The organism is Streptomyces sp. NPDC056222 (genome assembly GCF_042264065.1).
Classification (GTDB): Bacteria; Actinomycetota; Actinomycetes; order Streptomycetales; family Streptomycetaceae; genus Streptomyces.
In genome coordinates this window covers 22,749-46,575 of sequence record NZ_JBHJTL010000066.1, presented here as the reverse complement: position 1 = coordinate 46,575, position 23,827 = coordinate 22,749, and the positions used below count along the sequence as shown (strand labels likewise).

General features: G+C 71.6%; 23 protein-coding genes. 7 read left to right on the top strand and 16 right to left on the bottom strand.

Annotated elements, in window-relative coordinates; genetic code table 11:
- Positions 1 to 8: 8 nt before the first annotated feature.
- A complete protein-coding gene (locus ACFC0D_RS26640; RefSeq protein ID WP_376440797.1) occupies positions 9 to 1,811 on the bottom strand; it encodes a S8 family serine peptidase in 1,803 nt (600 codons plus the stop codon).
- Positions 1,812 to 2,179: 368 nt separating this feature from the next.
- On the opposite strand from ACFC0D_RS26640, the gene ACFC0D_RS26635 reads away from it, so the two are divergent.
- Positions 2,180 to 2,287: a histidine kinase dimerization/phospho-acceptor domain-containing protein gene (locus ACFC0D_RS26635; protein WP_376440794.1), complete on the top strand. Its 108-nt coding sequence runs from the start codon at positions 2,180 to 2,182 to the stop codon at positions 2,285 to 2,287.
- A gap of 134 nt (positions 2,288 to 2,421) precedes the next feature.
- Here ACFC0D_RS26635 and ACFC0D_RS26630 read toward each other — a convergent pair whose 3' ends face one another.
- Positions 2,422 to 2,700, bottom strand: coding sequence for a hypothetical protein (locus ACFC0D_RS26630; RefSeq protein ID WP_376440791.1), 279 nt, complete (start codon positions 2,698 to 2,700; stop codon positions 2,422 to 2,424).
- 178 nt (positions 2,701 to 2,878) lie between these two features.
- Between ACFC0D_RS26630 and ACFC0D_RS26625 the strand changes: the two genes are divergently transcribed.
- Positions 2,879 to 3,070, top strand: coding sequence for a hypothetical protein (locus ACFC0D_RS26625; protein WP_376440788.1), 192 nt, complete (start codon positions 2,879 to 2,881; stop codon positions 3,068 to 3,070).
- Between the two features lie 42 nt (positions 3,071 to 3,112).
- On the opposite strand, the gene ACFC0D_RS26620 is transcribed toward ACFC0D_RS26625, so the two are convergent.
- Positions 3,113 to 4,336: an aromatic acid exporter family protein gene (locus tag ACFC0D_RS26620; protein ID WP_376440785.1), complete on the bottom strand. Its 1,224-nt coding sequence runs from the start codon at positions 4,334 to 4,336 to the stop codon at positions 3,113 to 3,115.
- Positions 4,337 to 4,514: 178 nt separating this feature from the next.
- Here ACFC0D_RS26620 and ACFC0D_RS26615 point away from each other — a divergent pair, with 178 nt between their 5' ends.
- Complete coding sequence (locus ACFC0D_RS26615) at positions 4,515 to 5,243, top strand: VOC family protein (RefSeq protein ID WP_376440782.1); 729 nt, start codon at positions 4,515 to 4,517, stop codon at positions 5,241 to 5,243.
- A 24-nt stretch (positions 5,244 to 5,267) separates the two neighbouring features.
- Here ACFC0D_RS26615 and ACFC0D_RS26610 read toward each other — a convergent pair whose 3' ends face one another.
- On the bottom strand, positions 5,268 to 5,885 hold the full coding sequence (locus tag ACFC0D_RS26610) for a hypothetical protein (RefSeq protein WP_376440779.1): 618 nt from the start codon (positions 5,883 to 5,885) through the stop codon (positions 5,268 to 5,270).
- 160 nt (positions 5,886 to 6,045) lie between these two features.
- On the opposite strand from ACFC0D_RS26610, the gene ACFC0D_RS26605 reads away from it, so the two are divergent.
- Positions 6,046 to 7,623: a GMC oxidoreductase gene (locus tag ACFC0D_RS26605; RefSeq protein WP_376440776.1), complete on the top strand. Its 1,578-nt coding sequence runs from the start codon at positions 6,046 to 6,048 to the stop codon at positions 7,621 to 7,623.
- A 2-nt stretch (positions 7,624 to 7,625) separates the two neighbouring features.
- Here ACFC0D_RS26605 and ACFC0D_RS26600 read toward each other — a convergent pair whose 3' ends face one another.
- Both ACFC0D_RS26600 and ACFC0D_RS26595 read right to left on the bottom strand, forming a co-directional pair.
- Positions 7,626 to 8,105 carry a carboxymuconolactone decarboxylase family protein gene (locus ACFC0D_RS26600; protein WP_376440773.1) on the bottom strand — a complete coding sequence of 160 codons (480 nt, stop codon included), beginning with the start codon at positions 8,103 to 8,105 and terminating at the stop codon, positions 7,626 to 7,628.
- Positions 8,102 to 9,181 (bottom strand): dihydrodipicolinate reductase, encoded by a 1,080-nt coding sequence (locus ACFC0D_RS26595; protein ID WP_376440771.1) that lies wholly within the window; start codon positions 9,179 to 9,181, stop codon positions 8,102 to 8,104. The genes ACFC0D_RS26600 and ACFC0D_RS26595 overlap by 4 nt, the downstream gene beginning before the upstream one ends.
- 128 nt (positions 9,182 to 9,309) lie before the next feature.
- On the opposite strand from ACFC0D_RS26595, the gene ACFC0D_RS26590 reads away from it, so the two are divergent.
- The 3 genes from ACFC0D_RS26590 to ACFC0D_RS26580 all read left to right on the top strand — a co-directional run bounded on the left by ACFC0D_RS26590 (position 9,310) and on the right by ACFC0D_RS26580 (position 11,868).
- Complete coding sequence (locus ACFC0D_RS26590) at positions 9,310 to 9,669, top strand: DUF779 domain-containing protein (RefSeq protein WP_376440768.1); 360 nt, start codon at positions 9,310 to 9,312, stop codon at positions 9,667 to 9,669.
- A 75-nt stretch (positions 9,670 to 9,744) separates the two neighbouring features.
- Entirely contained in the window at positions 9,745 to 10,962 is a 1,218-nt protein-coding gene (locus ACFC0D_RS26585) for a phosphodiester glycosidase family protein (RefSeq protein ID WP_376440766.1), read from the top strand.
- A gap of 105 nt (positions 10,963 to 11,067) precedes the next feature.
- Positions 11,068 to 11,868: a VOC family protein gene (locus ACFC0D_RS26580; RefSeq protein ID WP_376440763.1), complete on the top strand. Its 801-nt coding sequence runs from the start codon at positions 11,068 to 11,070 to the stop codon at positions 11,866 to 11,868.
- 87 nt (positions 11,869 to 11,955) lie between these two features.
- Here ACFC0D_RS26580 and ACFC0D_RS26575 read toward each other — a convergent pair whose 3' ends face one another.
- From ACFC0D_RS26575 to ACFC0D_RS26530, 10 genes are all read right to left on the bottom strand, one after another.
- Entirely contained in the window at positions 11,956 to 13,539 is a 1,584-nt protein-coding gene (locus tag ACFC0D_RS26575) for a hypothetical protein (protein WP_376440761.1), read from the bottom strand.
- Between the two features lie 131 nt (positions 13,540 to 13,670).
- Positions 13,671 to 13,865 carry a hypothetical protein gene (locus tag ACFC0D_RS26570; RefSeq protein WP_329112937.1) on the bottom strand — a complete coding sequence of 65 codons (195 nt, stop codon included), beginning with the start codon at positions 13,863 to 13,865 and terminating at the stop codon, positions 13,671 to 13,673.
- A gap of 142 nt (positions 13,866 to 14,007) precedes the next feature.
- Positions 14,008 to 15,390 (bottom strand): extracellular solute-binding protein, encoded by a 1,383-nt coding sequence (locus tag ACFC0D_RS26565; RefSeq protein ID WP_376440758.1) that lies wholly within the window; start codon positions 15,388 to 15,390, stop codon positions 14,008 to 14,010.
- On the bottom strand, positions 15,387 to 17,933 hold the full coding sequence (locus ACFC0D_RS26560; RefSeq protein ID WP_376440756.1) for a substrate-binding domain-containing protein: 2,547 nt from the start codon (positions 17,931 to 17,933) through the stop codon (positions 15,387 to 15,389). Before ACFC0D_RS26560 ends, ACFC0D_RS26565 begins: the two co-directional genes overlap by 4 nt.
- Positions 17,934 to 17,937: 4 nt before the next feature.
- Entirely contained in the window at positions 17,938 to 18,279 is a 342-nt protein-coding gene (locus ACFC0D_RS26555) for a hypothetical protein (RefSeq protein ID WP_376440754.1), read from the bottom strand.
- A 79-nt stretch (positions 18,280 to 18,358) separates the two neighbouring features.
- Complete coding sequence (locus tag ACFC0D_RS26550) at positions 18,359 to 19,018, bottom strand: ABC transporter ATP-binding protein (RefSeq protein WP_376440751.1); 660 nt, start codon at positions 19,016 to 19,018, stop codon at positions 18,359 to 18,361.
- 326 nt (positions 19,019 to 19,344) lie between these two features.
- On the bottom strand, positions 19,345 to 20,247 hold the full coding sequence (locus tag ACFC0D_RS26545) for an ABC transporter ATP-binding protein (RefSeq protein WP_376440808.1): 903 nt from the start codon (positions 20,245 to 20,247) through the stop codon (positions 19,345 to 19,347).
- 92 nt (positions 20,248 to 20,339) lie between these two features.
- On the bottom strand, positions 20,340 to 21,176 hold the full coding sequence (locus ACFC0D_RS26540; protein ID WP_376440749.1) for an ABC transporter permease: 837 nt from the start codon (positions 21,174 to 21,176) through the stop codon (positions 20,340 to 20,342).
- Positions 21,169 to 22,134: an ABC transporter permease gene (locus ACFC0D_RS26535; protein WP_376440805.1), complete on the bottom strand. Its 966-nt coding sequence runs from the start codon at positions 22,132 to 22,134 to the stop codon at positions 21,169 to 21,171. Before ACFC0D_RS26535 ends, ACFC0D_RS26540 begins: the two co-directional genes overlap by 8 nt.
- 23 nt (positions 22,135 to 22,157) lie before the next feature.
- On the bottom strand, positions 22,158 to 23,765 hold the full coding sequence (locus ACFC0D_RS26530) for an ABC transporter substrate-binding protein (protein WP_376440746.1): 1,608 nt from the start codon (positions 23,763 to 23,765) through the stop codon (positions 22,158 to 22,160).
- Between the last annotated feature and the right edge of the window lie 62 nt (positions 23,766 to 23,827).

Genomic DNA, 23,827 nt, shown 5'->3' with positions numbered 1-23,827 from the left:
CTCTCGGCCTAGAAGGTGAGGTTCCAGGCGTCGATCTTGCCGGTGTCCTGGGCTGCGTTGTCGTTCACACGGAGCTTCCAGACGCCGTTCGCGACCTCGGAGGAGGCGTTGACGGTGAAGGTCTGGACGATGTTGTCCGTGCCACTGCCGGTCCGGTTGTGCACGGTGTACACGGTTCCGTCGGGGGCGACGAGGTCGACCTTCAGGTCACCGATGTAGGTGTGCTTGATGTCCACCCCGACCTTCAGGGTGGCCGGCGCGTTGCCGGTGACGCCGCTGACCGTGATCGAGCTCTCCACGGTGGCGTTGTCGGAGATCGTGACGTCGGCGAGGTTCTCGAAGTACGCGCCGGGCGGCGGGGTGGAGCCGCCGACGGCCTTCAGCGCGTCGACCGCGCCCTCACCGAAGAAGCCGTTCTTGGTCGTGGTGCCCTTGCAGCGGGTGTCCGAGGGGCACGCGCGGTCCGTGGCCTGCACGCCCAGCTGGTCCCGGATCTGCGCCGGGGTGAACGCCGGGTTCACGCTCGCGATCAGCGCGGCGACGCCCGCCACGTGCGGGGAGGCCATCGACGTGCCGTTCATGTTGCCGTACTTGCCGCCCGGGAGCGTCGAGTAGACACCGGAGGCGCCGTCGCCGCCCGGGGCCGCGATGTCGATCACGCCGTTGCCGAAGTTCGAGTACGAGGCCTTCGCGCCGCCGTTGCCCTGCGACGCGACCGTCACGACACCCGGGAGCTCGGTCGGGATGTCGATGCAGGCGTTGGTGATGGTGCGGGTGACCGGCGTGGAGTCGTTGGGGCTCTCGCTGTCGGTGGTCTTGTTCGCCAGGTCGTAGTTGGAGTTGCCGGCCGCGGCGACCTGGAGCGAGCCCTTGCCCTCGGCGTACGCCTGGGCGCGCTTGACGCCCTCGATGATGGCGGCCTGGTCCACGTTGTCCGGGCAGTTGAACTGCCACGGGTCCGTGTAATAGCTGTTGTTGGTGACCTTGAAGCCGTGGTCGCCGGCCCACATGAAGCCGCAGACGGTGTTCTCGGCGAAGAAGAGGCTGCTGGTCGGCTCGGCGATACGGACCGAGGAGATCTTCACGCCCGGCGCGACGCCGATGACTCCCTTGCTGTTCTTGGCGGCGGCGACGGTGCCGGCGACGTGCGTGCCGTGCGTGCCGACGTCCCGCCAGGCGCCGGCGCGGGTGTCCGCCTTGCCGTAGGCGCAGGAGACCGAGTCGGCCGCGTTGAAGTTGGGCGCGATGTCCTGGTGCTGGTCGTCGACGCCGGTGTCGAGGATGCCGACCTTGACGGAGGCGGAACCGGTGGTGACGGCCCAGGCCTGGTCGGCCTTGATCTGGGTCATGTCCCAGCGGTTGGACTCCGTGAGCGTCGTCGGCGACTGCGCCGGGTTCGCGGGGAGCGCCGGGTTGTAGGCATCGGCGGGGACGTCGGAGGTACGGGTGGCGCCGACCTGCTGGACGCCGGCGACCGTACGCATCGTCGAGGCGAAGCCCGTGGACGTCGAGTGGGCGACGATGACGCCGATGGCGTCGTACGAGGCGAAGACCGAACCGCCGTTGCTCGCCACGGCGTTGCGCACGGCCGTGGTGTCACCGGGCGCGGTGATGACCAGGTAGGCGCGGGTACCGGCGGCCCAGGCGGCGGCCGGGGCGGCGACGTTCGCCGCCCTCGACACCGAGGCGCCGGAGGGCTCAGGGGTGGTCGATTCCACTGCCTGGGCGGGGGCGGCGAGGGCGACGGCCGCGCCGAGAGCGGCGGCGGCCGCGACCGAGAGTCTCAGCCGGCTGGATATGTGGGAAAACAATGCGTCCTCCGATGACCGGGTGGCGCTGGTGGCGCCGACCTGGCCGTGTGATGTGTGGGGTGGACGCAAGATCCCAGACGTTGCCGTGCGGAAGGAAGGATTCTGTCCGACAAGCCCGTTGGCGTTACAGAGTGTTGACCTGACGGGGCGCCGGTCGGGGAGGGTTTCCGCCTCGATGCGGCGCTTCGTTCCGGCTGGTACGTACCGGGCGCCGAACCGGTCCCGTCTCGACGCGGGACCCCCGGCCGACGGCTGTCGAGGGAACCGTGCGAGGGCCGCCGGGCGGGGACGACGTCGCACGGGAGGGCCGACCACCGGCCGGTTCCCGAGGGCGCGGAACGAGAGCGGCCCTCACGCCCACCGGGCGGGTGCGCCGGCTCCGTCGTCAGCAGGAGGCGTTCCTCGCCGACGCGGCCCATGACCTGCGGACGCCGGTCGCCTCACTGCGGATGCTCGCCGTGACCGCCCCTGCGTGACGAGACGGACACCACCGACGAGCTGCGCCGCACGGCGCGGCCGGCGGACGGCATCGGCGGCCTGGACTCCGGTCCCTGGCTGCCTCCGGGCGCGGCCGGGTCCCTGTCCCGCTTCGTCCTGCGCCTGCCGGCCGTCAGTAGAGGCGCGGGGACATGACCTGAGGCTCGACGCCTGGCACTTCCAGGACGCAGCGGGGGATACCGGGACCGGGCGCCGCACGGACCGTCGCCGGGGTCGGCGGTTCGGTCGGCAGCTCGATGTGCACGGCCACCGGGTGGCCGTGCCCGGACGTGGCGTGCCCCGTCTCCTTGCCGTCGACGAGGACCTCCACCACCGCGGTGTGGCCCGTCTGGATGGTGACGCTGACCGAGTGCCCCGCGTGGTCGATGTGGAAATGGTGGCGTCGTCTCATGGGGTCGCCTCCGACCGGTCGCCGTCCACGCCCCCAGAACCAGGGTAGCCATCCGGCACCGGGCCAGCCTGGTCGCGGTCGCGGCGGCGTCACCCGAACAGCCCCCCTCCAGGCGTGCAACCACCCCTCCGTCCGGTGCACTGGAGAAGGAACACGTCCGCCGAGCATGGAGACGACCATGTACGAAATGCACGTCGGCATAGCGCCCCGAGACGGGATCTTCGTCTGGCACGTGGCCGCGATGGGCACCGCGACCGCCCTGTGCGGGCAGTCCCTCCACGAGGAGCCCCTCGAAGAGCGCGAGAGGACCGACCGTCACTGCACCCCCTGCATGAGCTCGTTCCAGGAGTTGATGAACGACCGGCATTGAGGGGCGGGACCTCGAGCAGGACACCGCCTCGACCTCGTTCCGCTAGACCTCGAGGCGGTCCCGCAGGGCCGACAGCGGCGTGCGCTTCGCGGCGCGTTCGCGCGAGTGGCGGTCGAGCTCCTCCATGAGGCGGCGGCCGCGGTGGCCGGGGTCCAGTTCGTCGAGGATCCGGTCGATCTCCGCGAGCAGCGCGCCGTGGAGCTGCCACTGCCGGGGGTCCCGCAGGACGCCCCGGAGCAGCAGGTCGGCGACGTGGTCACGGACCGCGCGGGTCGCGACGAGCTCCCCGGCGAGCCGTTCCTCCGCGGCGTCGGCGTTCGCGCTGACGCGTGCGGTGACGAGGACGGCGTAGCTCACGAGGGCGTCCGCGACACGCGCCAGGAGGTCTTCGAGCGCGATCGCCACGTCTCTCGGGAAGAGTTCCTCCTCCCTGCGTTCCTTGGCGAGGTCGGCGAGCGTACGGGCCAGGACGCGCAGGACGACGGCGCAGATCTCCAGGGTGTCGAGCCCGGTGCGCAGGACGACGCGGTGCAGAAGTCCCTCCTTGACGCGCGGATTGAGGCGGAGGCTGTCCTCGGCCTGTCGCAGCGCCGCGTCGACGTCGGCCACGTCGTTGTCGAGCCGGCGTGCCTCGTGCAGCCGCGCCTCGTGCCTGCGCGCGGCGGCATACGCGACGGGGGCCTGGGTCGCGACCTCCTCACCCATCCGCAGCAGCAGCTGCCGCATCCGCCGTGCCAGGTCCTCGATGGACTCCCCCGCCGATCCGACCCAGACCGGTGGCACGAGCAGGATGTTGAAGAGCAGGCCCACCACGGCCCCGATGAGGGTTTCCAGGACCCGGTCCCAGGCGGTGTTGGTGACCTGGGTGACGCCGAGGACGAGCATGGCGCTGATCGCGACCTCGGGCACGAACTCGTCGACGCGCACGAACCGGCCCACCACCAGCGAGGCCAGGATGATCAGCCCGAGACTCCACCAGGTCAGCCCGACCAGGGCGCTGAACGCGATCGCGATGATCACGCCGACGACCACGGCGTTGACGCGGCGGATCCCGGTCTTGAGCGTGGAGTAGAGCGTCACCTGGACGACGAGCAGGGCGGTGAGCGGCGCGGTCAGCGGGGCTGCCTCGCTGCTCAGCTGGAGGGCGACGACATAGGAGATCGTCGCCGCGGCGGTGGACCGGAGGGTCTGGACGACGACCGGGTCCCTGCGCCGCGCGAGCAGGTCGGCCAGCGGTTCTCGTAGCGCGGCGCGCACGTCCGTCACCTTTCAAGGTTTTCTCACCCTCGGCCGCTTCGCACTCCGTACCGGGACGGCCCGCCGGAATGGCGATCTCGTCGGGGGTACGGTGGGATGAGAACGATCACGCGTCCACGACGGATGGATGAAGGTTGTGTCGACCTCGAGCCATGCGGTGTCCGGCGCCCCCTGTTGGGTCAGTCTCATGGCCCGGGATCTCCGAGCCGCCGAGTCCTTCTACGGTGCCGTCTTCGGCTGGCACTTCCGGCCCACCCGGTTGGGTGAGGAGTTCTCCGTCGCCATGAGCGAGGGGGCGCCCGTCGCCGGGATCGGCGCCTTGGCGCCACGTCTGGCCGTGGCGGTCGCCTGGACGCCGTACTTCGCCGTCGACGACGCCGATGTGACCGCGGCCCGTATCCGGGAGCGCAGCGCCACCGTGGCCGTCGGGCCTCTGCGGTTCGGTACGGGGCGGGCGGCGCTCGCCTCCGACCGCGAGGGCGCCGTCTTCGGCATCTGGGAGGGCGAGGTGATCCCCGACTGGAGTGTCGGCAAGGGAGGCGCCCCGGCCTGGCTGGAGCTGCGGACGAGGAACGCCTTCGACGCGGCCATCTTCTACGCCGAGGTGCTGGACTGGGCCGGCGAGCGGCCCGGCTGCTGCCAGGTCTCCTACGAGGACGACCACGTCGTGCTGAGTCACGCGGGCGTCACCGTCGCCCGGCTGTTCGGCGGCGCGGTGGAGGCGGCCCCCGATCCGCAGGTCAGGCCGCGCTGGCATGTGCACTTCCGGGTGCCCGACGTCGACATCGCCGCCGAGACGGCCCTCAAGGCCGGCGGTACGACCGCTTCGGCCGTACTCCCCTCGGGCAACGGCCGGCGCATCACGCTGCGCGATCCGGACGGCGGGCTCTTCACGGTGTCCGACAGCGTGGAGTGACCGCGGGGCGTCCCCTCCGGGAGGTCACTCGCCGGCGTGCGCGGCCCGGCGGATCGTCGCGTCGAGGAGGGCCAGGGCCTGGTCCGCGGTACGTCCCGGCGCTCGGTTCCAGGGGCCGATGAGGCCGGTCCATCCCTGCGCGCGCAGCTCGGTGACGATCCAGGCGGCGGAGCGGTTCATGGTGTCGGCGCTGCCGTAGCCGAGGCGGTGCGCGGTGAGGAGGGCGCCGCAGAGGCAGCGGGCGCCCCGGGCGTCCCGGAGCCGGTACGGGCGGTTCTGCCAGCCCCACTCGACCAGGACGAGGCGGGCGTGGGCGAGGTGGGTGGAGGGGCGCAGGTCGGCCTGTCCGATGCGGCGCCAGGTGTGCAGCCGGTCGGGCAGGACCGCGCCGAGGCGTCCGGGGAGCCGCCGTTCGGTGGGCGGGGGCGTGGTGAGGCCGGCGAGGGCGGTGGCGACGAGCTGGTCGACGGGGACGGTGAGCAGCCGGCGCCAGTCCTCGGGGGCTGGCGGCGCTCCCTCGGGGGCGGGCGGGGCTTCGGCGGGGGTGCCCCAGTGCCGGACGATCTCCTGCCAGGCGGCGGTGTCGTAGAGCCGCGCGGCGGCGCGGTCGACGGTCTCGGGGGCGAGAGTCGGCAGGGACATGGGCGCTCCGGGCTCAGCGGTTCTCCAACTCCTCAGAATGTCGGCTTTGCCCCGATCATTCTTGAGCGATCCACCCAAAAGTTACCAATCGGTATGCCGTGACTTCCCATCCGGGCGGCAGTAGAACTCGTTCCCATTCCACCCGACAGTGAGGAACAACATGGCTGTCTCACGCCGTGGATTCATCACGGGAACAGGTTCTATTCTCGGCGCCTTGGCGCTCCCCTCACACGCCTACGGATCGACCACGCAGGCCCGCATCCCCGCTCTGGTGATCGGCACCGGATACGGCGGCTCCGTCGCCGCGCTGCGCCTCGCCCAGGCGGGCGTCGACGTGCGCATGGTCGAGATGGGCATGGCCTGGGACACCCCCGGCCCCGACGGCAAGATCTTCGCCAACACGACCACCCCCGACTACCGCTCGTTCTGGCTCCGCACCCGGACCAAGCAGCCGCTGAGCCAGTTCCTCGGCTTCCCGCTCGACAAGGACGTCCCCAGGCACACCGGCATCCTGGACGCCGAGGAGTTCGGCGGCATCACGGTCTACCAGGGCCGGGGCGTCGGCGGCGGTTCGCTGGTGAACGGCGGCATGGCGGTCACGCCGCGGCGCGAGAACTTCGGGGCGATCCTGCCCTCCGTGAACGCCGACGAGATGTACGACGTCTACTACCCCCGCGCCAACGCCGGCCTCGGGGTGACCGCCGTCGACCCCGCCTGGTGGGAGAGCGCCGCCTGCTACCAGTACGCGCGGGTCGGCCGTAAGCACGCCCAGCGCTCCGGCTTCCCGTTCGTCTTCGTGCCCAACGTCTACGACTGGGAGTACATGAAGCAGGAGCAGGCCGGCGCCGTGCCCAGGTCGGCCCTGGCCGGCGAGGTGCTCTACGGCAACAACCACGGCAAGAAGACCCTGCAGAAGACCTATCTCGCGCAGGCTCGGGCGACCGGCCGGGTCACCGTCACACCCCTGCACAGGGTGACGTCGGTGACCCCGGCGTCGGGCGGCGGCTACACGGTCGTCATGGACGTGCTCGACAGCGGCGGGAACGTCACGGCCACCACCTCCGCCGTCGCCGACCGGGTGTTCTTCGCGGCCGGCAGCGTCGGCACCAGCAAGCTGCTGACCAAGCTCCGGGCCACCGGCGCGCTGCCCCTCCTCAACGGAGAGATCGGCCAGGGCTGGGGCGACAACGGCAACGTCATGTGCGGCCGCGCGAACCACATGTGGGACCCGACCGGAAAGCTCCAGTCGTCCATGCCGACGGCCGGCATCGACAACTGGGCCGCGGGCGGGGCCTTCGCCGAGGTGGCGCCGCTACCGACCGGGATCGAGACGTACGCCTCGTTCTATCTGTCGATCACCAAGAACCCGCACCGCGCCGCCTTCTCGTGGAACGCCGCGGCCGGCCGCGTCGACCTCAACTGGCAGACCGCCTGGAAACAGCCGTCCATCGACGCCGCGAAGACCATCTTCGACAAGATCAACGCGAAGGAGGGCACGATCTACCGCACCGACCTCTTCGGCGCGTACAAGATCTGGGGCGACCACCTCACCTACCACCCGCTCGGCGGCGCGGTGCTGAACCGCGCCACCGACAACTACGGTCGCCTCCACGGCCATCCGGGCCTCTATGTGATCGACGGCGCGCTGATCCCCGGCAACACCAGCGTCAACCCGTTCGTCACCATCACCGCGCTCGCCGAACGCAACATCGAGAAGATCATCGCCACCGATCTCTGAGGTTACTGGGTGGGCAGCACACACACCGCATCGAGGCCCAGCACCCGGTTGAGCCGCCCGAACGACAACCAGGAGCCGATGCTCATCGTCAGCTCCACGATCTCGGGCTGGCTGTAGTGAGCGGTCATACGAGTCCAGAAGTCCTCGTCGAGACCGTGATGATCCAGGGCGTACCGCTCGGCGTACTCCGCGGCCAGCCGCGTACGGTCGTCGAAGTCATCGGTGGTGCGCCACTGGGTCACCGCGTCCGCGAACGACTCCTCGACCTTCTCGCCGTCGCGGTCGGTCCGCCAGTCGAGGCAGAACAGACAGCCGTTGATCTGCGCGATGCGCAGCCGCGCGGCCTCGAACTCGCGCAGCCCCAGGGTCGTATGGGCGTAGACCGAGAGCGAGAAGTTCGCGGCGGCCGTCCCGATCTCGGGGACGATGTCGCCCCACACGTATTCGATCGGGTGCCTGCCGTCGGGTACGTCGATTCTCATGGCCGTTTCCTTCCCAGTCGGCCCACTGCGGGCCGCAGCGGGACGTCGAGCGCGTCGTAGAGGCCGGGCTTCGCGTCCACGAGCCAGTCGACGGCGTTCACCAGTCGGCCGACGGCCGTCGCGTTCCCGCCCGCGGAACGGTTCTCGCCCTCGTCGCTCGCCTCCACCGTGACCTCGATGCGCGGGCGTCCCTCGATGACCACCCGGTGCGCTCCCGTGCCGTCGGGCGGCGTCGGCCAGTCGGGGGCGCAGGAGGGGTGGATGCGGGTGATGTGCTCGACGACGATGCGGGGTTCGCCGCCGACGATGCCCTGCACCTCGAAGCGCACGGCGCCCTGTGTGCCGGCCTCGAAGACGCCCATCGTCCGGGTGGTGACCGTGGTGTCGAGGGCGCGCCGCTCCAGGGTCTCGCGGATCTCGTCGAGTTCGACGCCGAGGGCGCGGGCCATGAGCCGGAGCTGACCGCCCCACACCATGGTCGGTATCGACGGGGCGAGCATCAGGGGCTCGTACTCCATCGGGTGCCCCATGCCGATGAGGTGGCGGACCGAGTCCTCCTGCTCGTACGTGGAGTAGTCGAAGATCTCCTGGCAGCGGATCACGTCCACGGTGGTGCCGAGGCCGCTGATCAGCAGGGGGAGCACATCGTTGCCCCAGCCGGGGTCGACGCCGGAGACGAAGAGCGAGCCTCCCCCCTCCGCGACGGCGGCGAGCACCGGGTCCCGGAACTCCGGCGGGGCGCTGCGCGGATCGTAGAGCGGGTAGAGCGCGGGGGTCACCACCACCGCGCCCGCGCGGACGGCCCTGACGACGTCGGCGAGCGCCTCGTCGGGCCGGATGTCGCCGGACGCCGCGTACACCACGGCTCGGGGGCGGGCAGCGAGCACGGCGTCGATGTCGTCGGTCGCCGGGACGCCCAGGGCGCGGTCGAGACCGGCGAGTTCGCCCGCGTCCCGGCCGACCTTGGCCGGATCGTGGACGAGGACGGCGGCGAGTGCGAGCGCCGGGTGGGCGTCGACGGCCCTGAGGGCCGCGCGGCCGACGTTTCCGGTGCCCCAGACAACGGTCGGAATCATGCGGGGAAGAGTAACCTGACGGATCGTCAGTTCCTAGAGGCGCGGACGATTTCGGCGGACGCAACCCTCTCGCAACCTCCGCCGGTGTTCTCTGGACCACCGAAGGACCCACGAGGAAGGGGCGGGAGATGGATCGACCCGGAGCACGTGTGGAGTTGACGCCCGCCGCGGCCGACCTGGTGCGGCGGCTGCGGGAGTCGCACGGCCCGCTGATGTTCCACCAGTCGGGCGGCTGCTGCGACGGCAGCGCGCCGATGTGCTATCCGGACGGGGAGTTCCGCACCGGCGCCTCGGACGTGCTGCTCGCCTCCCTGGAGGTCGCCGGCGTCGCGGAGCCGGTCCCGTTCTGGATGTCCACGGCGCAGTTCGAGCTGTGGAGTCACACGCGGCTGATCGTGGACGTCGTACCGGGGCGGGGCAGCGGGTTCTCCCTGGAGGCCCCGGAAGGCGTCCGTTTCCTCATCCGTTCCCGCCTGGTCGGCTCCTAGCCGCTCGACCGGAACGGGGGTCTGGTCAACTCTTCCGGATCCTGGGAGATTTGACGGGACGCCGGGGGGGGAATCGTGCGAGGTCCGGGTACGCGTACGCGCGCGTTGGCGACCGTCCTGCTGGCCTGGTGCGCCCTGCTGGCCGGGGCCACGCCGGGCACGGCCGAGGCCGTCTGGACGGAGGTCGCGCGGGGTGTCGCGTACCGCTCCTTCGACGTGGCCGCACTCGGCGGGCCGGCCCGGGTCCATCTGCTCTCCGTCGATCTGCGCGAGTCGGGCGTCGACATCGATCTGCTGACGCCGGGGGCCGTCGGAGCGCGCGCCCCGTTGTCGGTGCTCGCCGGAACGCGCGGCGCGGTCGCCGGGGTCAACGGGGACTTCTTCAACATCACCGAGACCCAGCACCCTGGCGTCGAGGCGACCGGCGCGCCGGTCGGTCCCGCGATCGCCGGCGGGCGGGCGCTGAAGGCCGCGGTGCCGACCGGACAGCGTTTCGGCCCCGCCCTGCCACCGGGCACCGACACGCGCGAGGTGCTGGGCGTGGGCGTCGACGGCCGGGCCCGGCTCGGCCGGCTCACCCTGGACGGCGCGGTCTCCACACCCCGGGGCGGGCTCGCGCTCGGCGGCCTGAACCAGTACGCGCTGCCCGTCGACTCGGTCGGGGTGTTCACCTCCGACTGGGGCGCCGCCTCACGGCTGCGCGCCACCTGCGGTACGGACACGGACCGCGCGGCGCCGTGCAGTGCGGAGACGTACGAGGTGACGGTGCGCGACGGAAGGGTCCTCGCGGTGGCCGGCACGCCCGGCCGGGGCACGATCGCCGACGGCACCGAGGTACTCGTCGGCCGGGAGGCGGGCGCGCGGAGACTGCGCTCGCTGACCGTCGGCGACCGGGTCGGCGTGCGCCATCGGCTGGTCGCGGACGGCTCCCGGGTCCCGTACCGCTTCGCCGTCGGCGGCTATCCGGTGCTGCGCTCGGGAGAGCCGCTGCCCGGCCTCGACGCCACCACCTCCGCCGTTCGCTCGGCGGCCGGTGTCATGGATCGTGGGCGCCGGCTGCTGCTGATGGCACTGGACGGGTCGCCCGAGCACCGCACCGGGCTCACGATCGCCGAGGTCGCCTCGGTCATGGCGGGCGTGGGTGCCGTGGACGCGTTCAGCCTCGACGGGGGTGGCTCCTCGACGCTGGTCGCCCGCGACCCGGACGCCTCGGCCGTCACCGTGCGCAACCATCCCGCCGGAGGGGCCGAGCGTCCCGTACCGAACGGCATCGGGATCTTCTCGCGCGACTGACCGCCACGGACACGCACCGTCACCGAGCGGGGCGCGCCCGTGCTGGCTAGCGTGGGTCACGGCAACGCCATCGAGAACCTCATCGATCGGAAGAGAGTCACCGTCATGGCCGCACGACCTGAAGGCACACCCTGCTGGACCGACGCGATGTTCACCGACGTCGAGGGCGCCAAGACGTTCTACGGCGAGGTGCTGGGCTGGACCTTCGGCGAATCGTCCTCGGAATTCGGCAATTACACCCAGGCCTACAAGAACGGCAAGGCCGTCGCGGCCGTCGTCCCGCCCATGCCGGGCCAGGACGGCTCCCCGCAGTCGGCCTGGTGTCTGTACTACGCCTCGCCGGACGTCGCCGCCACGGCCGAGAAGATCAGGAGCAGCGGCGGCACCGTCGTCATGGAGCCGATGGCCGTCGGTGACTTCGGCTCCATGTGCCTGGCCCAGGACCCGGCCGGCGTCATGTTCGGCGTCTGGCAGCCCGGCTCCCACACGGGTTTCGAGCTGGAGGGCGAGCCGGGCTCCTACGTGTGGGCAGAGGTCTTCACCCGGGAGCCCGCGAAGTCGGACGACTTCCTCACGTCGGTGTTCGGCTACAACGCCAAGAAGATGGTCGACGACACCATGGACTACAAGGTCTTCGACCTGGGCGGCGACATGCCGGTCCTGGGGCGGATGAAGATGACGGCGGAGGACTTCCCGGCCGAGGTCCCGTCGTACATCCAGGTCTACTTCGCCGTCGACAACTGCGACCAGGCGGTCGACAGGGCCGTGAAGCTCGGCGGCCAGAAGGTCTTCGGGCCGATGGACAGCCCCTTCGGCCGGTTCGCGGCGATCATGGACCCGCAGGGCGCGGCGTTCGCGGTGATCGACGTGAAGACCACCGAGGGCGAGATGCCCGCGATGGTCTGAGACGGGTACGACAGGTGCCCGGGACCCCAGCGGTCCCGGGCACCGTCGTGTCTCGGCCGCCGCCGTGACTCGGCGGGCCGCCGTGTCTCAGGCTGCGTCGCGCACGGCGACGATCCCGTTGAAGACGCCGATGTACGCCGTCCCGTCGGGCCCGATGGTGATCGGGGCCCAGTTGTTGTCGTACGCCGGACCGGTGCCGGTGAACCGCTTCCAGGCGCGCTTCCCGGTACGGAAGTCGACCGCCGTCAGATACCAGGCGTCGATACCGAAGGCGTTCGGCTCCTTCTCGTAGAAGTACAACAGGCCGTTGGCGGTGGACAGTTTGGGCACGGTGGAGGGCGAGCGGACGTCGCTCTCCCAGACGGTGTCGCAGCCGCTGCCGTCGCGGCGGACGTCGATCCTGGTCGCCCCGCCGACGACGCTGCGGCCGAAGGTCAGCGTCGTGGGGTTCTCGTAGCCGTAGTTGTTCTCGACGACGAGGCTGTTGCCCCAGCTGATCAGGGAGTTGTCGGTGGTCGAGGTGCCGGAGCGGAAGACCGGGACCTTGCAGACCAGGCGATCCGCGTCGGGGACGTCGGTGCCGCGTCGGTAGACGAGGACGTTCATCCGGTCGTCGGCGTTGTCGGTGATCGCGACGTAGGAGTCACCGACGCCGAAGAGGTCCGGAGTGGTGCCGGAACCCTGGTTCACCGAGCCGGGCTTGGTGCCGGTCCCCCGGTCGTACGTCTGGCGCCACTGGATCCGCGGGGTGCCGTCGGCGTCGGCGCGGAAGCTGTAGAGCGCGTGGTCGGAGACGATGGAGACGCCGTCCCGGGCGACGGAGAACGAGTTCTGGATCTCCTCGCCGACCAGCCGGACCGAGCGGAGCGTGCCGGTGGCGGGGTCGACCGTGCCGACCCTGCCGAGCCGGGTCACCCACCAGACACGGCCGTCCCAGTCGGGCATGACGGAGGTGACGGGGTCGCAGACGCCGCTCGGGAAGAGATTGGTCCAGCTGACGCAGTCGTGCGGGACGAGCGAGGTGAGGTCCCAGTCGTCCTCGACCGTGAACTGCCAGCTCCCGTCCGGCTTCTGACTGTGCGCGATACGGAGGATGTGCTGGCGGGAGTCGGCGAGGACGACCCGGTCCCGGTTGTCGAGGTAGAAGTAGGCGCCGCCCGAGGTGTCCTTGAAGATCTTCTCGAAGTCGAGGCGGGTGATGGCCTCGACGGTCGAGGAGCGCTGCGGCAGCTGGTACTCGGCGAGCGTGTCCAGGGTGCGGGGGTCGAGCAGCTTGAGCAGGAAGCCGGAGAAGGTGCCGCAGACGGTGAGGACGCGGCCGGCCGAGTCGAAGGTGACGGTGGCGCACTCGCCGCCGAGTGCGGCGATCCTCTCGCTGGACACCTTGGGGTCGCGTCCGAGCGGCCCGGAGAAGGGGTGGGTGCCGCTCCCCGCGCCGTCCGCGTGCATCCCGCTGCGTCCGTTGGGGGCGAGGTACGGGTGCTGGGCGGGCGGCGCGCCCGGTACGGGCAGGGCGGTGGCGGGAGCGCCGTCGTAGTGGTCGACCAGCCGGTGGCCGGGGGCCAGCGGTATGTCGTCGGCGAAGGCGGCGGGGGTGGCGAGCGCGAGGGCGGTCGCGCTCACCGCGGCGATCAGGGCGAGCACACGGGCTCGTCTTCGGGGGGTGGTCAATGCGGCTCCTCGGGTGCGTACGTCGGTCGCGCCGGCGGCCGACGTTAGGCCCGAGTTCGTGAGATGTACATGCAAATGCCCGTGGTTTCATGGGCACTTCATGATCGCGAAACGTTGCGTCGAACGGTGCGTCAGGGCTTGAGGCTGCTGACCACGTTGGCGGTGGCGGCCACCCCGTTCTGGATGGTCGGCGCCATGCTCGTGCCGGCGAGGAAGAAGCCGAGCAGGGCGCAGACCAGCGCGTGGGACAACTTGAGACCGCCGTTGCGGAGGAAGATCACCGCCAGAACGAGCAGCAGCAGTACGACAGAAACGGACACGGCCATCGCCCACACCCTCCTTGCGCCGCGCCGGAATCGCGGCGTTCGGCGGCCAGTGTGGCGCAGCGGGGGCGCCGTCCGGCCGTATGGCATGCCTGCCGAACGGGTGACGTTCCCGCCGCGGCGGTTCATCTGCGGTGGGACCGGCTCACGAGGAGGGCTCGGGCAGAGCGTGTCGCAGTGCCTTGTCCAGCTCCCCCGCGAGGTGCTTGGGGTCGGGGGGACTGTCGCCGAACAGCTTGCTCAGATGCGTGGTGAAGGTCTGGGTGAAGGCCCCGTAGTGCGGGGTGCGGGGGCGGGTGACGGCCTCGCCCTTCAAGGCGGTGAGCAGGGTGGTCCGCGCGTACAGCGGGCGCCCTTCCTCACGCGGCATACGGTCGGCGCTCTCCGCCGACGGCGAGGGCCCGGAGGCCGCCGGGAGCCGGCAGGACACCGCGTCCTCCGTGTACGCGGACTCCCGGGTGGCGGCGAAGCCCGCGTCGAGCAGGCAGCGTTCGCTCTGCGGGTCGGTGAGGAATGTGATCAGATCCCGCGCCGCATCGGCGCGCGCGCCGGTGGCGGACGTGGTGACGGCGAGATTCTGGCCGCCGAGGACCGCCTTGCCGGGGAGCGGGGCGACTCCGAGCTTCTCGGGGGTGAGCGACTGGTGCAACGTGCGGTAGGCGTAGGGCCAGTGGCGCAGGAAGGTCGTCCTGCCGTCGATGAAGTCGGTGAGGGACGCGGCTTCGTCGGAGCCGGTGGCGGCAGGGAGGAGGTAGGAGCTCTCGGTACGGTCGCGCAGCTCCTCGAGACCGTCCTCGAGGCCGCCGACGGTGGCCGTGTAGCGGCCGTTCTCGTCGGTGAGTCCGTCTTCGAGGACCGAGGCGAACGCCTCGATGCCGTTGACCGTCAGGCCTTCGTACGGGGCGAGTTGGCTGGTCCACCCCGCCTCGACACCGGGCAGGTCGGCCCGATCGACGGTCCTGATGAGGTCGCGCACGTCGTCCCAGGTGGTGTTCTCGTCGAGGCGGGTGTTCTTCTCCTGCACCCCGGCCCGCTCCAGATGGTCGCGGCGGTAGTAGAGCAGTCCGACGTCGGTGTTGAAGGGGACGGAGTAGGTCTTGTCCTTCCAACGGGCCGTACGGGCCACGGAGTCGATGACGTCGTCGCCCACGAGGGCCGCGTCCAGCTCCTGGACGAGCTTCGCCTCGGCGAACTCGGGCACCCAGGTGACGTCCAGGTTGACCACGTCGTACCGGGCGCTGCCGGACTGGAGGGCGCCGAGCAGCTGACTGCGCTGCTGGTCGGCGGAGCCCGGCAGTTCGACCAGGCGCGCCTGGTGGGTGTTGCCCGGCCTGGCGTTCCACTCCTTGATCAGCTTCTCGCGGATGCCCCCCTTGCCGGTGACGTCCCGGCCGCTGGCGACCAGGAGCGGCGCACCGGAGTCCGTCGCGTTCTCGGGCGGATCGCCGCCCTCGCCCGTGCACGCGCCCAGCGCGAGAAGACCGGCGAGAAGGAAGGTGGTGGTGCGACGGGATGCGCGGGCGGTCATGTCCCCTCCCCTGTACCGGTTCTGGCGACCTCGTCGCGCAGCCCGGCGATGAGGTCCCCCGAGCCGTCCAGGCACCGCCCACCGCTCACGGCGGCGATCCGCTCGTCGGGCCGACCCTTGGCGCAGCCGCCGACGTCCAGGGACGCCATGACGACCGGGACCCCGGCCTGCCCGAGGGTCGCGACCAGTCCCTCCAGCCGGTCGCCGGTGAGACGGGTGTTGTCCTCGTCGTCCGTGACGAAGACGATCAGCCGTGGCCGGCTGTCGTCCCCCTCCTCCTCCGCCTTCATGGCGGTCACCGCGGCGCTCAACGCCCGGGACGGATCGGCCTCGTTGTCCGCGATCCGGGCCCCGCCGACGGTCCTCCTCGCCTCGTCGCGGTTCTTGTGCGTACCGAGGTTCAGCAGAGGCGTGTACGGGCGGGCGGCTCCGGGCTTCGACGACACCGTCCACACGCCGTACTCGTCCTGGCCGCCCAGCCCGCCGAGGGACTGCTGGATGATCCCCGGGCCGCCGCCGGGGCCGTCCCACGCGCTTCTCATCGAACCGGAGTTGTCGAGCAGGAACAGCACCCTGCCGGGGCCGTTGGCCTTGCGGTACCCCTCCAGGGCGGCGTTCATCGTCTTGGCGTCGCCCGCGTCCGGAAGCCGCCCGGGGTCGGCGAGCGTGCCTGCGGCGGGGGGCGAGGCGGCCGGGGAGGCAGGGGCCTGCGCGTCGCCCGGCCCCGCGCGGTAGCCGTCGGCCGTGAACACGGCCACTCCTTCCGGGCCGGTCAGCCAGTGGCGGAAGCGGTCCGCGGCATCGTCCCGGGCCGCCTTGTCCTGATCGCCGCCGTCCCAGTGAACCCGCACGAAGGGCAGGGTGAGTCGGGGTACGTCGGCGGGGTACTCCGCCACGCGGGGAGTCCGGGTCTGGCGCCCGCAGCCCACCCCCGTCCTCAGCAGGTGCTCCGGCACGAGCGCGGCGGTCTTCGTGTCGACGGCGGCCACCTTGGGCAGCTCGCACAGCAGCGCACGGCCGTCGGGCAGCGGTCGTCCGGGCGCCAGGCCCCGTTCCACGCCGGCCGCGGCGCCGGGACGGTTCCCGTACAGGCCCACGGTGGCGAGCAGTCCGGAGTCGGTGTGTTCCGGGTCGCTCCGCGCCACGACGGCGTCGGCGGCGCGCTGGGTCAGCGCCTCGACGAACTGGGCGAGCGGGCGGCCGATCCGGTCCTTCTCCGATCCCTCCGCCAGCTGGGCGGGGACCGCCAGCACCATCGGGGAGTGGGCGAACGGCTTGTGCGCCGTGAGCTCCACCGACGATCCGCCGCCGACGTAGGAGCGGGCACGGTCGACAGCTGCCGCCGAGCCGGGAATCCAGATGTCCGGCTGGGGGCCGACGTCCCGCTGGGGGTTGGTCTCGGCGTCGGGGTCCTGCCAGAAGCGGGAGGAGTCCCGGAAGGCGGCGACGGCGTCGGCGGCCTTGGCGCCGTAGACGGTGATGCCGCTGCGTCGGCAGCCGTCGTCCTGGTTGGCGGGCGACTCCAGGTATTCGTTGACCGCCTTGCGTACGGTCGGCTCGGAGTCCGAGTCGACGAGCAGTCTCAGTTCCAGGGGAGAAGTGCACGGGCTCGTCGGCATGGCGCGGTAGAGGGCGAATCCCGCCACGACGGCCAGGGACAGGGCCAGGGCCGCCCAGGCCAGGACGGGGACACGACGCCATCGCCCGCTCGGTGTCGGTGGGTCGGGCGGAGGGGGCTGCGGAGGCGGAGGGGGCTGCGGAGGCTCGACATCGGCCGCGGTGAGGACGACATCGGCACCTTCGGCGGCGCAGCTCTGCGGCACCCACGGGGTCGGCTTCTTGCGCAGGGTGGTGTGGTGCGTGGACATGTACGTCCTGAGCGCGTCGGAGAGCGCGCTGAAGCTCACCTCACCGCCGGCACCGTCGACACCCTCCACGAGCACGCGAGCCAACTGGGCGGTGAACGGTGTGGGCGTGCCGGCGTCCCCCGCGTCGATCCTGTCGTTCGCCTGCACGCAGGCGAGCAGCGAGATCCGCCCGCGATGGTCCGCGGGCAGCTTGTTCCAGGCCGCCGACGCGTTGCCGGCGTAGCAGCAGTCGAGGACGACCACCACCTGCTCGGCCCGGGCCTGGCACAGGGCCGGGAGCACCTCGCTCCAGCGGACCGCCTGCAGGAACGCCGGTGGATCTCCCGGCACGATCGTCGTGCGGGGCATGGCGAGCCACAGTTCGTCCGGCTCGTTGTAGCTGGACACCAGACCGTGTCCGGCGAAGTACAGCAGGAGGAGCCCGTCCGCCCGGTCCCGGGCGCGCATGAGGTCGCGGAAGAACAGGTCGGAACCGGCCGGGCTGCTGGTGGTGATGTCCTCCTCGCGGAACACCCCGCCCGTTCGCAGCGCCCTCTCCAGCTCCGTGCTGTTGTGCCGGACGGCCGCGATGTCGCCCAGCACGCCGGACGGATCCGGCGGCAGATCGGAGGTGTACTCGGGCACCGTGACGAGCAGGGCGTGATTCACCCTTCCGCGCGGGTCGAAACGCGCCACCGGGCTACCTCGGATCGCCGTCCGAGGTGACGTCGAAGTCGGGGGGATCGTCCTCGCCGACCGATCGACGGTTCTCCTGCCACTCCCGCACGGCGGACTTCGCCTGCTCCAGGAGTTCGACGAGAATGACGCCGGTCACCCCTTGGAGGACGACAAGGACGATCTCGGTCCCGAGGCCCATCGGGGTGCCGTGCTCGTCCGGCGTGGCCCGCTGTTCGACCCGTAACTCCCCCTTCTCGAGCTTCTCCTTCACGATCGGCTCGCGAGTGAGCCAGGTCAGCAGGGCGTCGACATCACTGCGTGATGTCTCCTGGACCGGCCTGATGTGGATCTCGCGCTTCGTCACACCCTCCCCTGGCGTCATAACTCACCATCATGGCATGGCAGTTGCCCTCAGCACGATCCACTTGCAAGAGAATTCGAGGTCAGACCGCCACACAGTCGGACCACTCGACGGTGCGGTCGCACCAGCGGTCGAGCAGGACGCGGTCGTGTCCGACGGCGAGCAGCCCGGCGCCTGATTCCGCGCGGTAGGACTCCACCGCGGCGACGAGGGCCGCCGTGGTCGAGGCGTCGAGCATGGCCGTCATCTCGTCGCAGACCAGCCAGCGCGGGCGGAGCACCAGCGCCCTTGCCAGGCAGGCGCGTTGGAGCTGTCCGTCACTGACCTCGTGGGGGCGGCGCGCCAGCAGGTCGTCGGTGAGGCCGACGGTGGGGGCGAGTGCGGCGAGCCGTTCGGGGATCTCCGCGCGGCGGCGGCCGGCCCGCAGGGGTTCGGCGATCAGATCGCGCAGCCGCAGCCGCGGGTCTGCGGACATCCGGGGCTGCTGGAACACCACGCCGACGGAGGTCCGCAGGGCGCGCGGGGCGCGGTGGCGCCAGCCTCGCGCCTCCTGTCCGTCGATCGTGACGCGGCCGGCCTCCGGCCGGTGGAGCAGGGCGGCAACCCGGGCGAGCGTGGACTTGCCGCACCCGCTGGGTCCGAGCAGGCCGACCGACTCGCCCGGTTCGAGCGTCAGCGAGGCGCCGCGGAAGACCGGCGTGCGGCGGTCGTAGCCGGCGGTGATGGCATCGAGTTCAAGCACGGGGCACTCCTGGTGCGACGGGAGCGGGGAGGCGGCCACGGGCCGCCTCAGGCCGACGGGTGGACACACACCACGGCTCCACGCCACGGCGCGCCTCACGGCCAGGGCCGACGGGGCTCGTCCCCGACGCGCCTACGCGCCCGGGCGGGCCCCATGAGTCCGCGCCACCGCGCGCCCCACCGCCGGGGCCGAAGAGGCTCGACCCCGACGCGCCGACACGCCCGAGCAGGCACCACGGCTCCACGCCACCGCGCGCCTCACGGCCCGGGCCGACGGGGCTCGACCCCGAGGCGTCGGCGTGCCGTGGCGGGTGCTCGGTCGGGCCGCTACGCATCGGGGCCCTGTCCCACCGGGTGGTGGCAGGCCACTCCGGCGAGCGGCGACGGCAGCGTGCCGCAGACCTCCGTCGCCCGCGCGCACCGCGGGGCGAACGCGCAGCCGGGCGGCAGTGCGGTCAGCTCGGGCGGCATACCGGGGATGGGGGTGAACGCACGGTCGGGCAGTGCGTTCAGCAGGCCCCGGGCGTACGGGTGGCGCGGGCCCGGCTCGCCGAAGAAGCGGTGGGCGGCCGTCGTCTCGACGATCCGGCCGGCGTACATGACCGCCACCCGGTCGGCGATGCGTTCCGCCGCGGCCAGGTCGTGTGTGATCAGCAGCAGCGCCCGGCCCTCGTCGGCGTGGCGGCGTAGTTCGTCGACGGTCCGCTCGACCAGGTCGCGGTCGAGGCCGGTGGTCGGCTCGTCCGCGAGCAGGAGCGGGGCGTCGCCGATGAGCGCGAGGGCGGTCGCGGCGCGCTGGGCGAGGCCGCCGGAGAGTTCGTGCGGATGGCGGTCGAGGTGGCCGGCGGGGAAGGCGGCCCGTTCGGCGGCGGCCTCGGCGGCGGCACGCCGCTCCCGGCGCGGAGCCCCGGTCAGTTCGCGGACGGTCTCCTCGAGCTGGGCGCGCACGGTCCGCACGGGAGTGAGATGGGCGGCCGGGCTCTGCGGTACGAGGCCGACGCGCCGTCCTCGTACCGTACGGGCCAGGGTCCGCTCGTCGGCGGCCAGCAGGTCGACGCCGTCGAGCAGCGCCGTGCCGGACGCCTCGGCGTTGCCGGGCAGAAGTCCGAGGAGCGCGGAGGCGAGGACGGACTTGCCGCAGCCGCTCTCGCCGACGAGGGCCAGGCACTCCCCCGCCGCAAGGTCGAAGTCCGCGTCGGTGACGGCGGCGACATGCCGTCCGCCGCGCATCCGGAAGCGGACGGAGAGCCCGCGCACGCTGAGGACGGCCTCGTCGGCTCGCTCGGCGGTGACGGCCTCCAGGGCTCGTACGAGGCGCGGGTTCACAGCGTCAGCTCCGATCGGCGGCGCGGGTTGAGCCGGTCGCGCCACACTCCCGCGAGGCCGGCGATCGCGAGTGTCGGGACGATGAGCAGCAGGCCGGGGAAGAGCGTCGGCCACCAGTCCCCGGCGAGCAGCGAGGAGCGCGCGGACTGCACGAGATTGCCGAGGCTGGCCTGGTGGCTGGGGAGGCCGAGGCCGAGGAAGGAGAGCGCGGACTCGTGCCACATGGCGTGCGGCACCATCAGGACGGCGGCGAGCCCGGCCTGCGGCAGGACGGCGGGCAGCAGATGGCGCGCGGTCACGCGCCACCGCGAGGCGCCGCCGGAGATCGCCGCGTCGATGTAGGGGCGCGAGCGGAGCGAGAGCACCTCGGAGCGGACGATCCGGGCGGTCGAGAGCCAGTGCGTGAGGGCGACGGACACGATGACCGGCCACACGCCCGGCCGGAACATCGCCACGATGAAGATGCCGAGCAGCAGGTGCGGTACGGAGGAGAAGGCGTCGACGAGCCGCATCACGACCCGGTCGGTCCAGCCGCCGAGGGAGGCGGCCGCCGCGCCGACGGCGGTGCCGATGACGGTGGCGACGAGCGCGGCGACCAGGCCGACGAGGAGCGAGATCCGCAGCCCGTAGACGCAGCGCAGCAGCAGGTCGCGGCCGACGTCGTCGGTCCCGAAGGGGTGCTCCCAGGACGGCGGGAGGAGCTTCAGGGACAGGTCGACGGCCTGTTCGTCGAGTTGGACGAGCGGCGGTACGAGGAGCACGGCGAGCGCGACCGCGCCGACGATCACCGCGGAGGTCCACAGCCGTACACGGCGGGCCCGACGGTCAGCCATCGAAGCCCACCCTCGGGTCGGCGAGCCCGTACAGCAGATCGGAGAGGAGGTTGCCGAGGAGCACGGCGGCGGTGGCGAGCACGGTGAGCGCGGCGAGCAGCGGGAAGTCCACGGAGGTGGCGGCCTGGACGGTCGCGGCGGCGATGCCGGGCCAGCTGAAGACGGTCTCCACGAGGAGGGCTCCGGTGATGAGTTCGGGGACGCGGGAGCCGACCAGGGTGAGCATGGGCAGCATGCCGGAGCGCAGCGCGTGGCCGAGCAGGACGGTCCGCTCCCGCAGTCCACGCGCGCGTGCGCCGCGTACGTGGTCCTCCTCAAGGGCGTCGCCGACACCCTGCCTGACGTACAGGTAGAACCAGGGCAGTTGGGAGACGCCGAGGACGAGGGCGGGCAGCACGAGGTGGCTGATCACCTGGTCGGCGGTGACGGTGTCGCTGGCGGTGTCGGTCAGACCGCCGGCCGGCAGGGCGCCGAGCCTCAGGGCGAAGAACCAGATGGCGAGAAGCCCGAGCCAGAAGGCGGGGGCGGCTTCCAGGGTGTACGCGGCGGAGCTGACGGTCCGGTCGAGGAGGCCGCCGCGGCGGCGGCCGGCGAGGACGCCGAGCGCGGTGCCGAGCAGGATGGCGACGAGGAAGGCGGTGGCGGCGAGGAGCACGGACCAGCCGATGCGCTCGGCGATGACGTCGGCGACGGGCCGGCGCATGACGCTGGAGTCGCCGAGGTCGCCGCGCAGGGCGGCGGTGAGCCACTCCCACCAGCGGGTGACGAGGGGCTGGTCGACGCCGAGATTGGCGCGGAGCTGGTCGAGGTTCTCCTGCGAGGCGGTGAGCCCGGCGGTGCCCGCGTACGCCTTGACGGGGTCGAAGGGGGAGGCGGCGGCGACGGCGAAGACCGCGAAGGTGACGGCGAGGAGGACGGGGAGGGCGAACAGGGCCCGCCGTCCCGTCATCCGGGCCATGGCCCCCCAGGGGAGGCGCCGGCTCACTTCTCGGCGTCCTTGGGGATCCACGCCTCGACGTTCCACCAGGGGCCGGAGGCCAGGCCGTGGTCGTGCGGCTCGATCTGGGTGGAGAGTCCGTTCCAGCTGTCGCTCACCACATAGAGGTGGTCGATGTGGGTGAGGAAGGTGTAGCCGGGGTTCTTCACGAGCTCGCGCTGGACGGTGGAGTAGGCGGCGTGCCGCTTGACGGCTTGGTTCGTCCGGCGGCCGTCCTCCAAAGCCTTGTCGACGGCCTTGTTGTCGTACCAGGCCATGTTGTTGAAGCCGTCGCCGCCGAGCGTGGACTTCAGGAGCAGGTACTGGTCGAAGTCGGGGTCGCCGGGCGAGCCGCCGCCGGCGAGGACCGCGTCGGTCTTCATCCGGGGCTCGATGACCTCCCAGGTGCCGCCCTGCGTCTTGATCTCGATGCCGGCCTTCTTGGCGTCCGAGGCGTAGGCGAGGGCGTGGTCCTGGCGGAGCTTGTCGCCGGAGAGGTACCAGAGCGGGAACGTGGCCCGTACGCCGTTCTTCACGCGGATGCCGTCGGGGCCGGGCTTCCAGCCGGCCTCGTCGAGGATCTTCCGGGCGCCCGCGAGGTCGTGGCGGCGTTCGGTGCCCTTGGCGAACCACTCGCTGTCGGTGGGGACGGGTCCGTAGGCGGGCTTTCCGGCACCTTCGAGGATCTTGTCGACCATGGTCTGCCGGTCGACGGCGACGTCGAGTGCGCGGCGGACGGCGGTGTCCCCGGTGACCTTGTTGTGGGTCGGGAGCGTGACGGTCCGGTAGTCGTAGGTCTTCGCGGCGAAGGTCTTCTTCGTCTTGTCGTTCTCGAAGCCCGCGGCGAGGTTGGGCGGCAGGATGGCGGCGTCCAGGTCGCCGGCGCGGAGCCGGGTGGCGCGGACGTCGTCGTCCTTGATGATCGCCATGGTGAACTGCTTCACCCGGGGCGCGCCGTTCCAGTACGTCGCGTTGGCCTTGAAGCTGAGCTTCTCGCCCTTGGACCAGTCGCTCAGGACGTACGGTCCGGTGCCGATCGGCTTCGTGGTGAAGGCGCCGGTGTTGACGTCCTGCTTCGCGGCGACGTGCTCGGGGGCGATGGCGTGGACGGTGCGCTCGGCGAAGGGCGCGTAGGGGTACTTGAGCCGGAAGACGACGGTGTCGTCACCGACCGCCTCGACGCTCTTGAGGGCGTCGAGTTCGGTGCGGGAGGGGTTGTTCGTCTTCGGGTCGAGGATCGTCCGGTACGTGAAGACGACGTCCTTCGCGGTGAAGGGAACGCCGTCGCTGAAGGACACGTCGTCGCGGAGGGTGTACGTGTAGGTGAGGCCGCCGTCGCTGATGTGGGGCAGCTTCAGGGCGAGGGCGGGCTTCAGCGTCATGTCGCCGTCGAAGGCCAGCAGGCCGTCGAAGATCTTGGAGTTGCCGTCCTTGCCGTAGCCGAGGAGGGGGCTGAGGGTCTCGGGCTCGTAGGCGATGCCGACGACCGCGGAATCCTTCGGGCCGCCGGAGCCCGAGGCGGTCCCGCCCGGGTTCGAACAGGCCGCCGCGGTGAGGGCCAGTGCTCCGGCCAGCGTCGCGGCGGCCGCGCCGCGTATGGATCGGGCGGTCATCGTGCCCACACCCCTCTTGAAGATCAACTGTTGTTGCGAACGACTCGCAATTAAACAGTATG

What these genes read in the sequence shown, in the direction of transcription:
- ACFC0D_RS26630 (WP_376440791.1), bottom strand. Translation starts at nt 2,700, where the DNA reads ATGAGACGACGCCACCATTTCCACATCGACCACGCGGGGCACTCGGTC.
- ACFC0D_RS26625 (WP_376440788.1), top strand. Translation starts at nt 2,879, where the DNA reads ATGTACGAAATGCACGTCGGCATAGCGCCCCGAGACGGGATCTTCGTC.
- ACFC0D_RS26615 (WP_376440782.1), top strand. Translation starts at nt 4,515, where the DNA reads ATGGCCCGGGATCTCCGAGCCGCCGAGTCCTTCTACGGTGCCGTCTTC.
- ACFC0D_RS26610 (WP_376440779.1), bottom strand. Translation starts at nt 5,885, where the DNA reads ATGTCCCTGCCGACTCTCGCCCCCGAGACCGTCGACCGCGCCGCCGCG.
- ACFC0D_RS26605 (WP_376440776.1), top strand. Translation starts at nt 6,046, where the DNA reads ATGGCTGTCTCACGCCGTGGATTCATCACGGGAACAGGTTCTATTCTC.
- ACFC0D_RS26600 (WP_376440773.1), bottom strand. Translation starts at nt 8,105, where the DNA reads ATGAGAATCGACGTACCCGACGGCAGGCACCCGATCGAATACGTGTGG.
- ACFC0D_RS26595 (WP_376440771.1), bottom strand. Translation starts at nt 9,181, where the DNA reads ATGATTCCGACCGTTGTCTGGGGCACCGGAAACGTCGGCCGCGCGGCC.
- ACFC0D_RS26590 (WP_376440768.1), top strand. Translation starts at nt 9,310, where the DNA reads ATGGATCGACCCGGAGCACGTGTGGAGTTGACGCCCGCCGCGGCCGAC.
- ACFC0D_RS26580 (WP_376440763.1), top strand. Translation starts at nt 11,068, where the DNA reads ATGGCCGCACGACCTGAAGGCACACCCTGCTGGACCGACGCGATGTTC.
- ACFC0D_RS26570 (WP_329112937.1), bottom strand. Translation starts at nt 13,865, where the DNA reads ATGGCCGTGTCCGTTTCTGTCGTACTGCTGCTGCTCGTTCTGGCGGTG.
- ACFC0D_RS26565 (WP_376440758.1), bottom strand. Translation starts at nt 15,390, where the DNA reads ATGACCGCCCGCGCATCCCGTCGCACCACCACCTTCCTTCTCGCCGGT.
- ACFC0D_RS26545 (WP_376440808.1), bottom strand. Translation starts at nt 20,247, where the DNA reads ATGCGCGGCGGACGGCATGTCGCCGCCGTCACCGACGCGGACTTCGAC.
- ACFC0D_RS26540 (WP_376440749.1), bottom strand. Translation starts at nt 21,176, where the DNA reads ATGGCTGACCGTCGGGCCCGCCGTGTACGGCTGTGGACCTCCGCGGTG.
- ACFC0D_RS26535 (WP_376440805.1), bottom strand. Translation starts at nt 22,134, where the DNA reads ATGGCCCGGATGACGGGACGGCGGGCCCTGTTCGCCCTCCCCGTCCTC.
- ACFC0D_RS26530 (WP_376440746.1), bottom strand. Translation starts at nt 23,765, where the DNA reads ATGACCGCCCGATCCATACGCGGCGCGGCCGCCGCGACGCTGGCCGGA.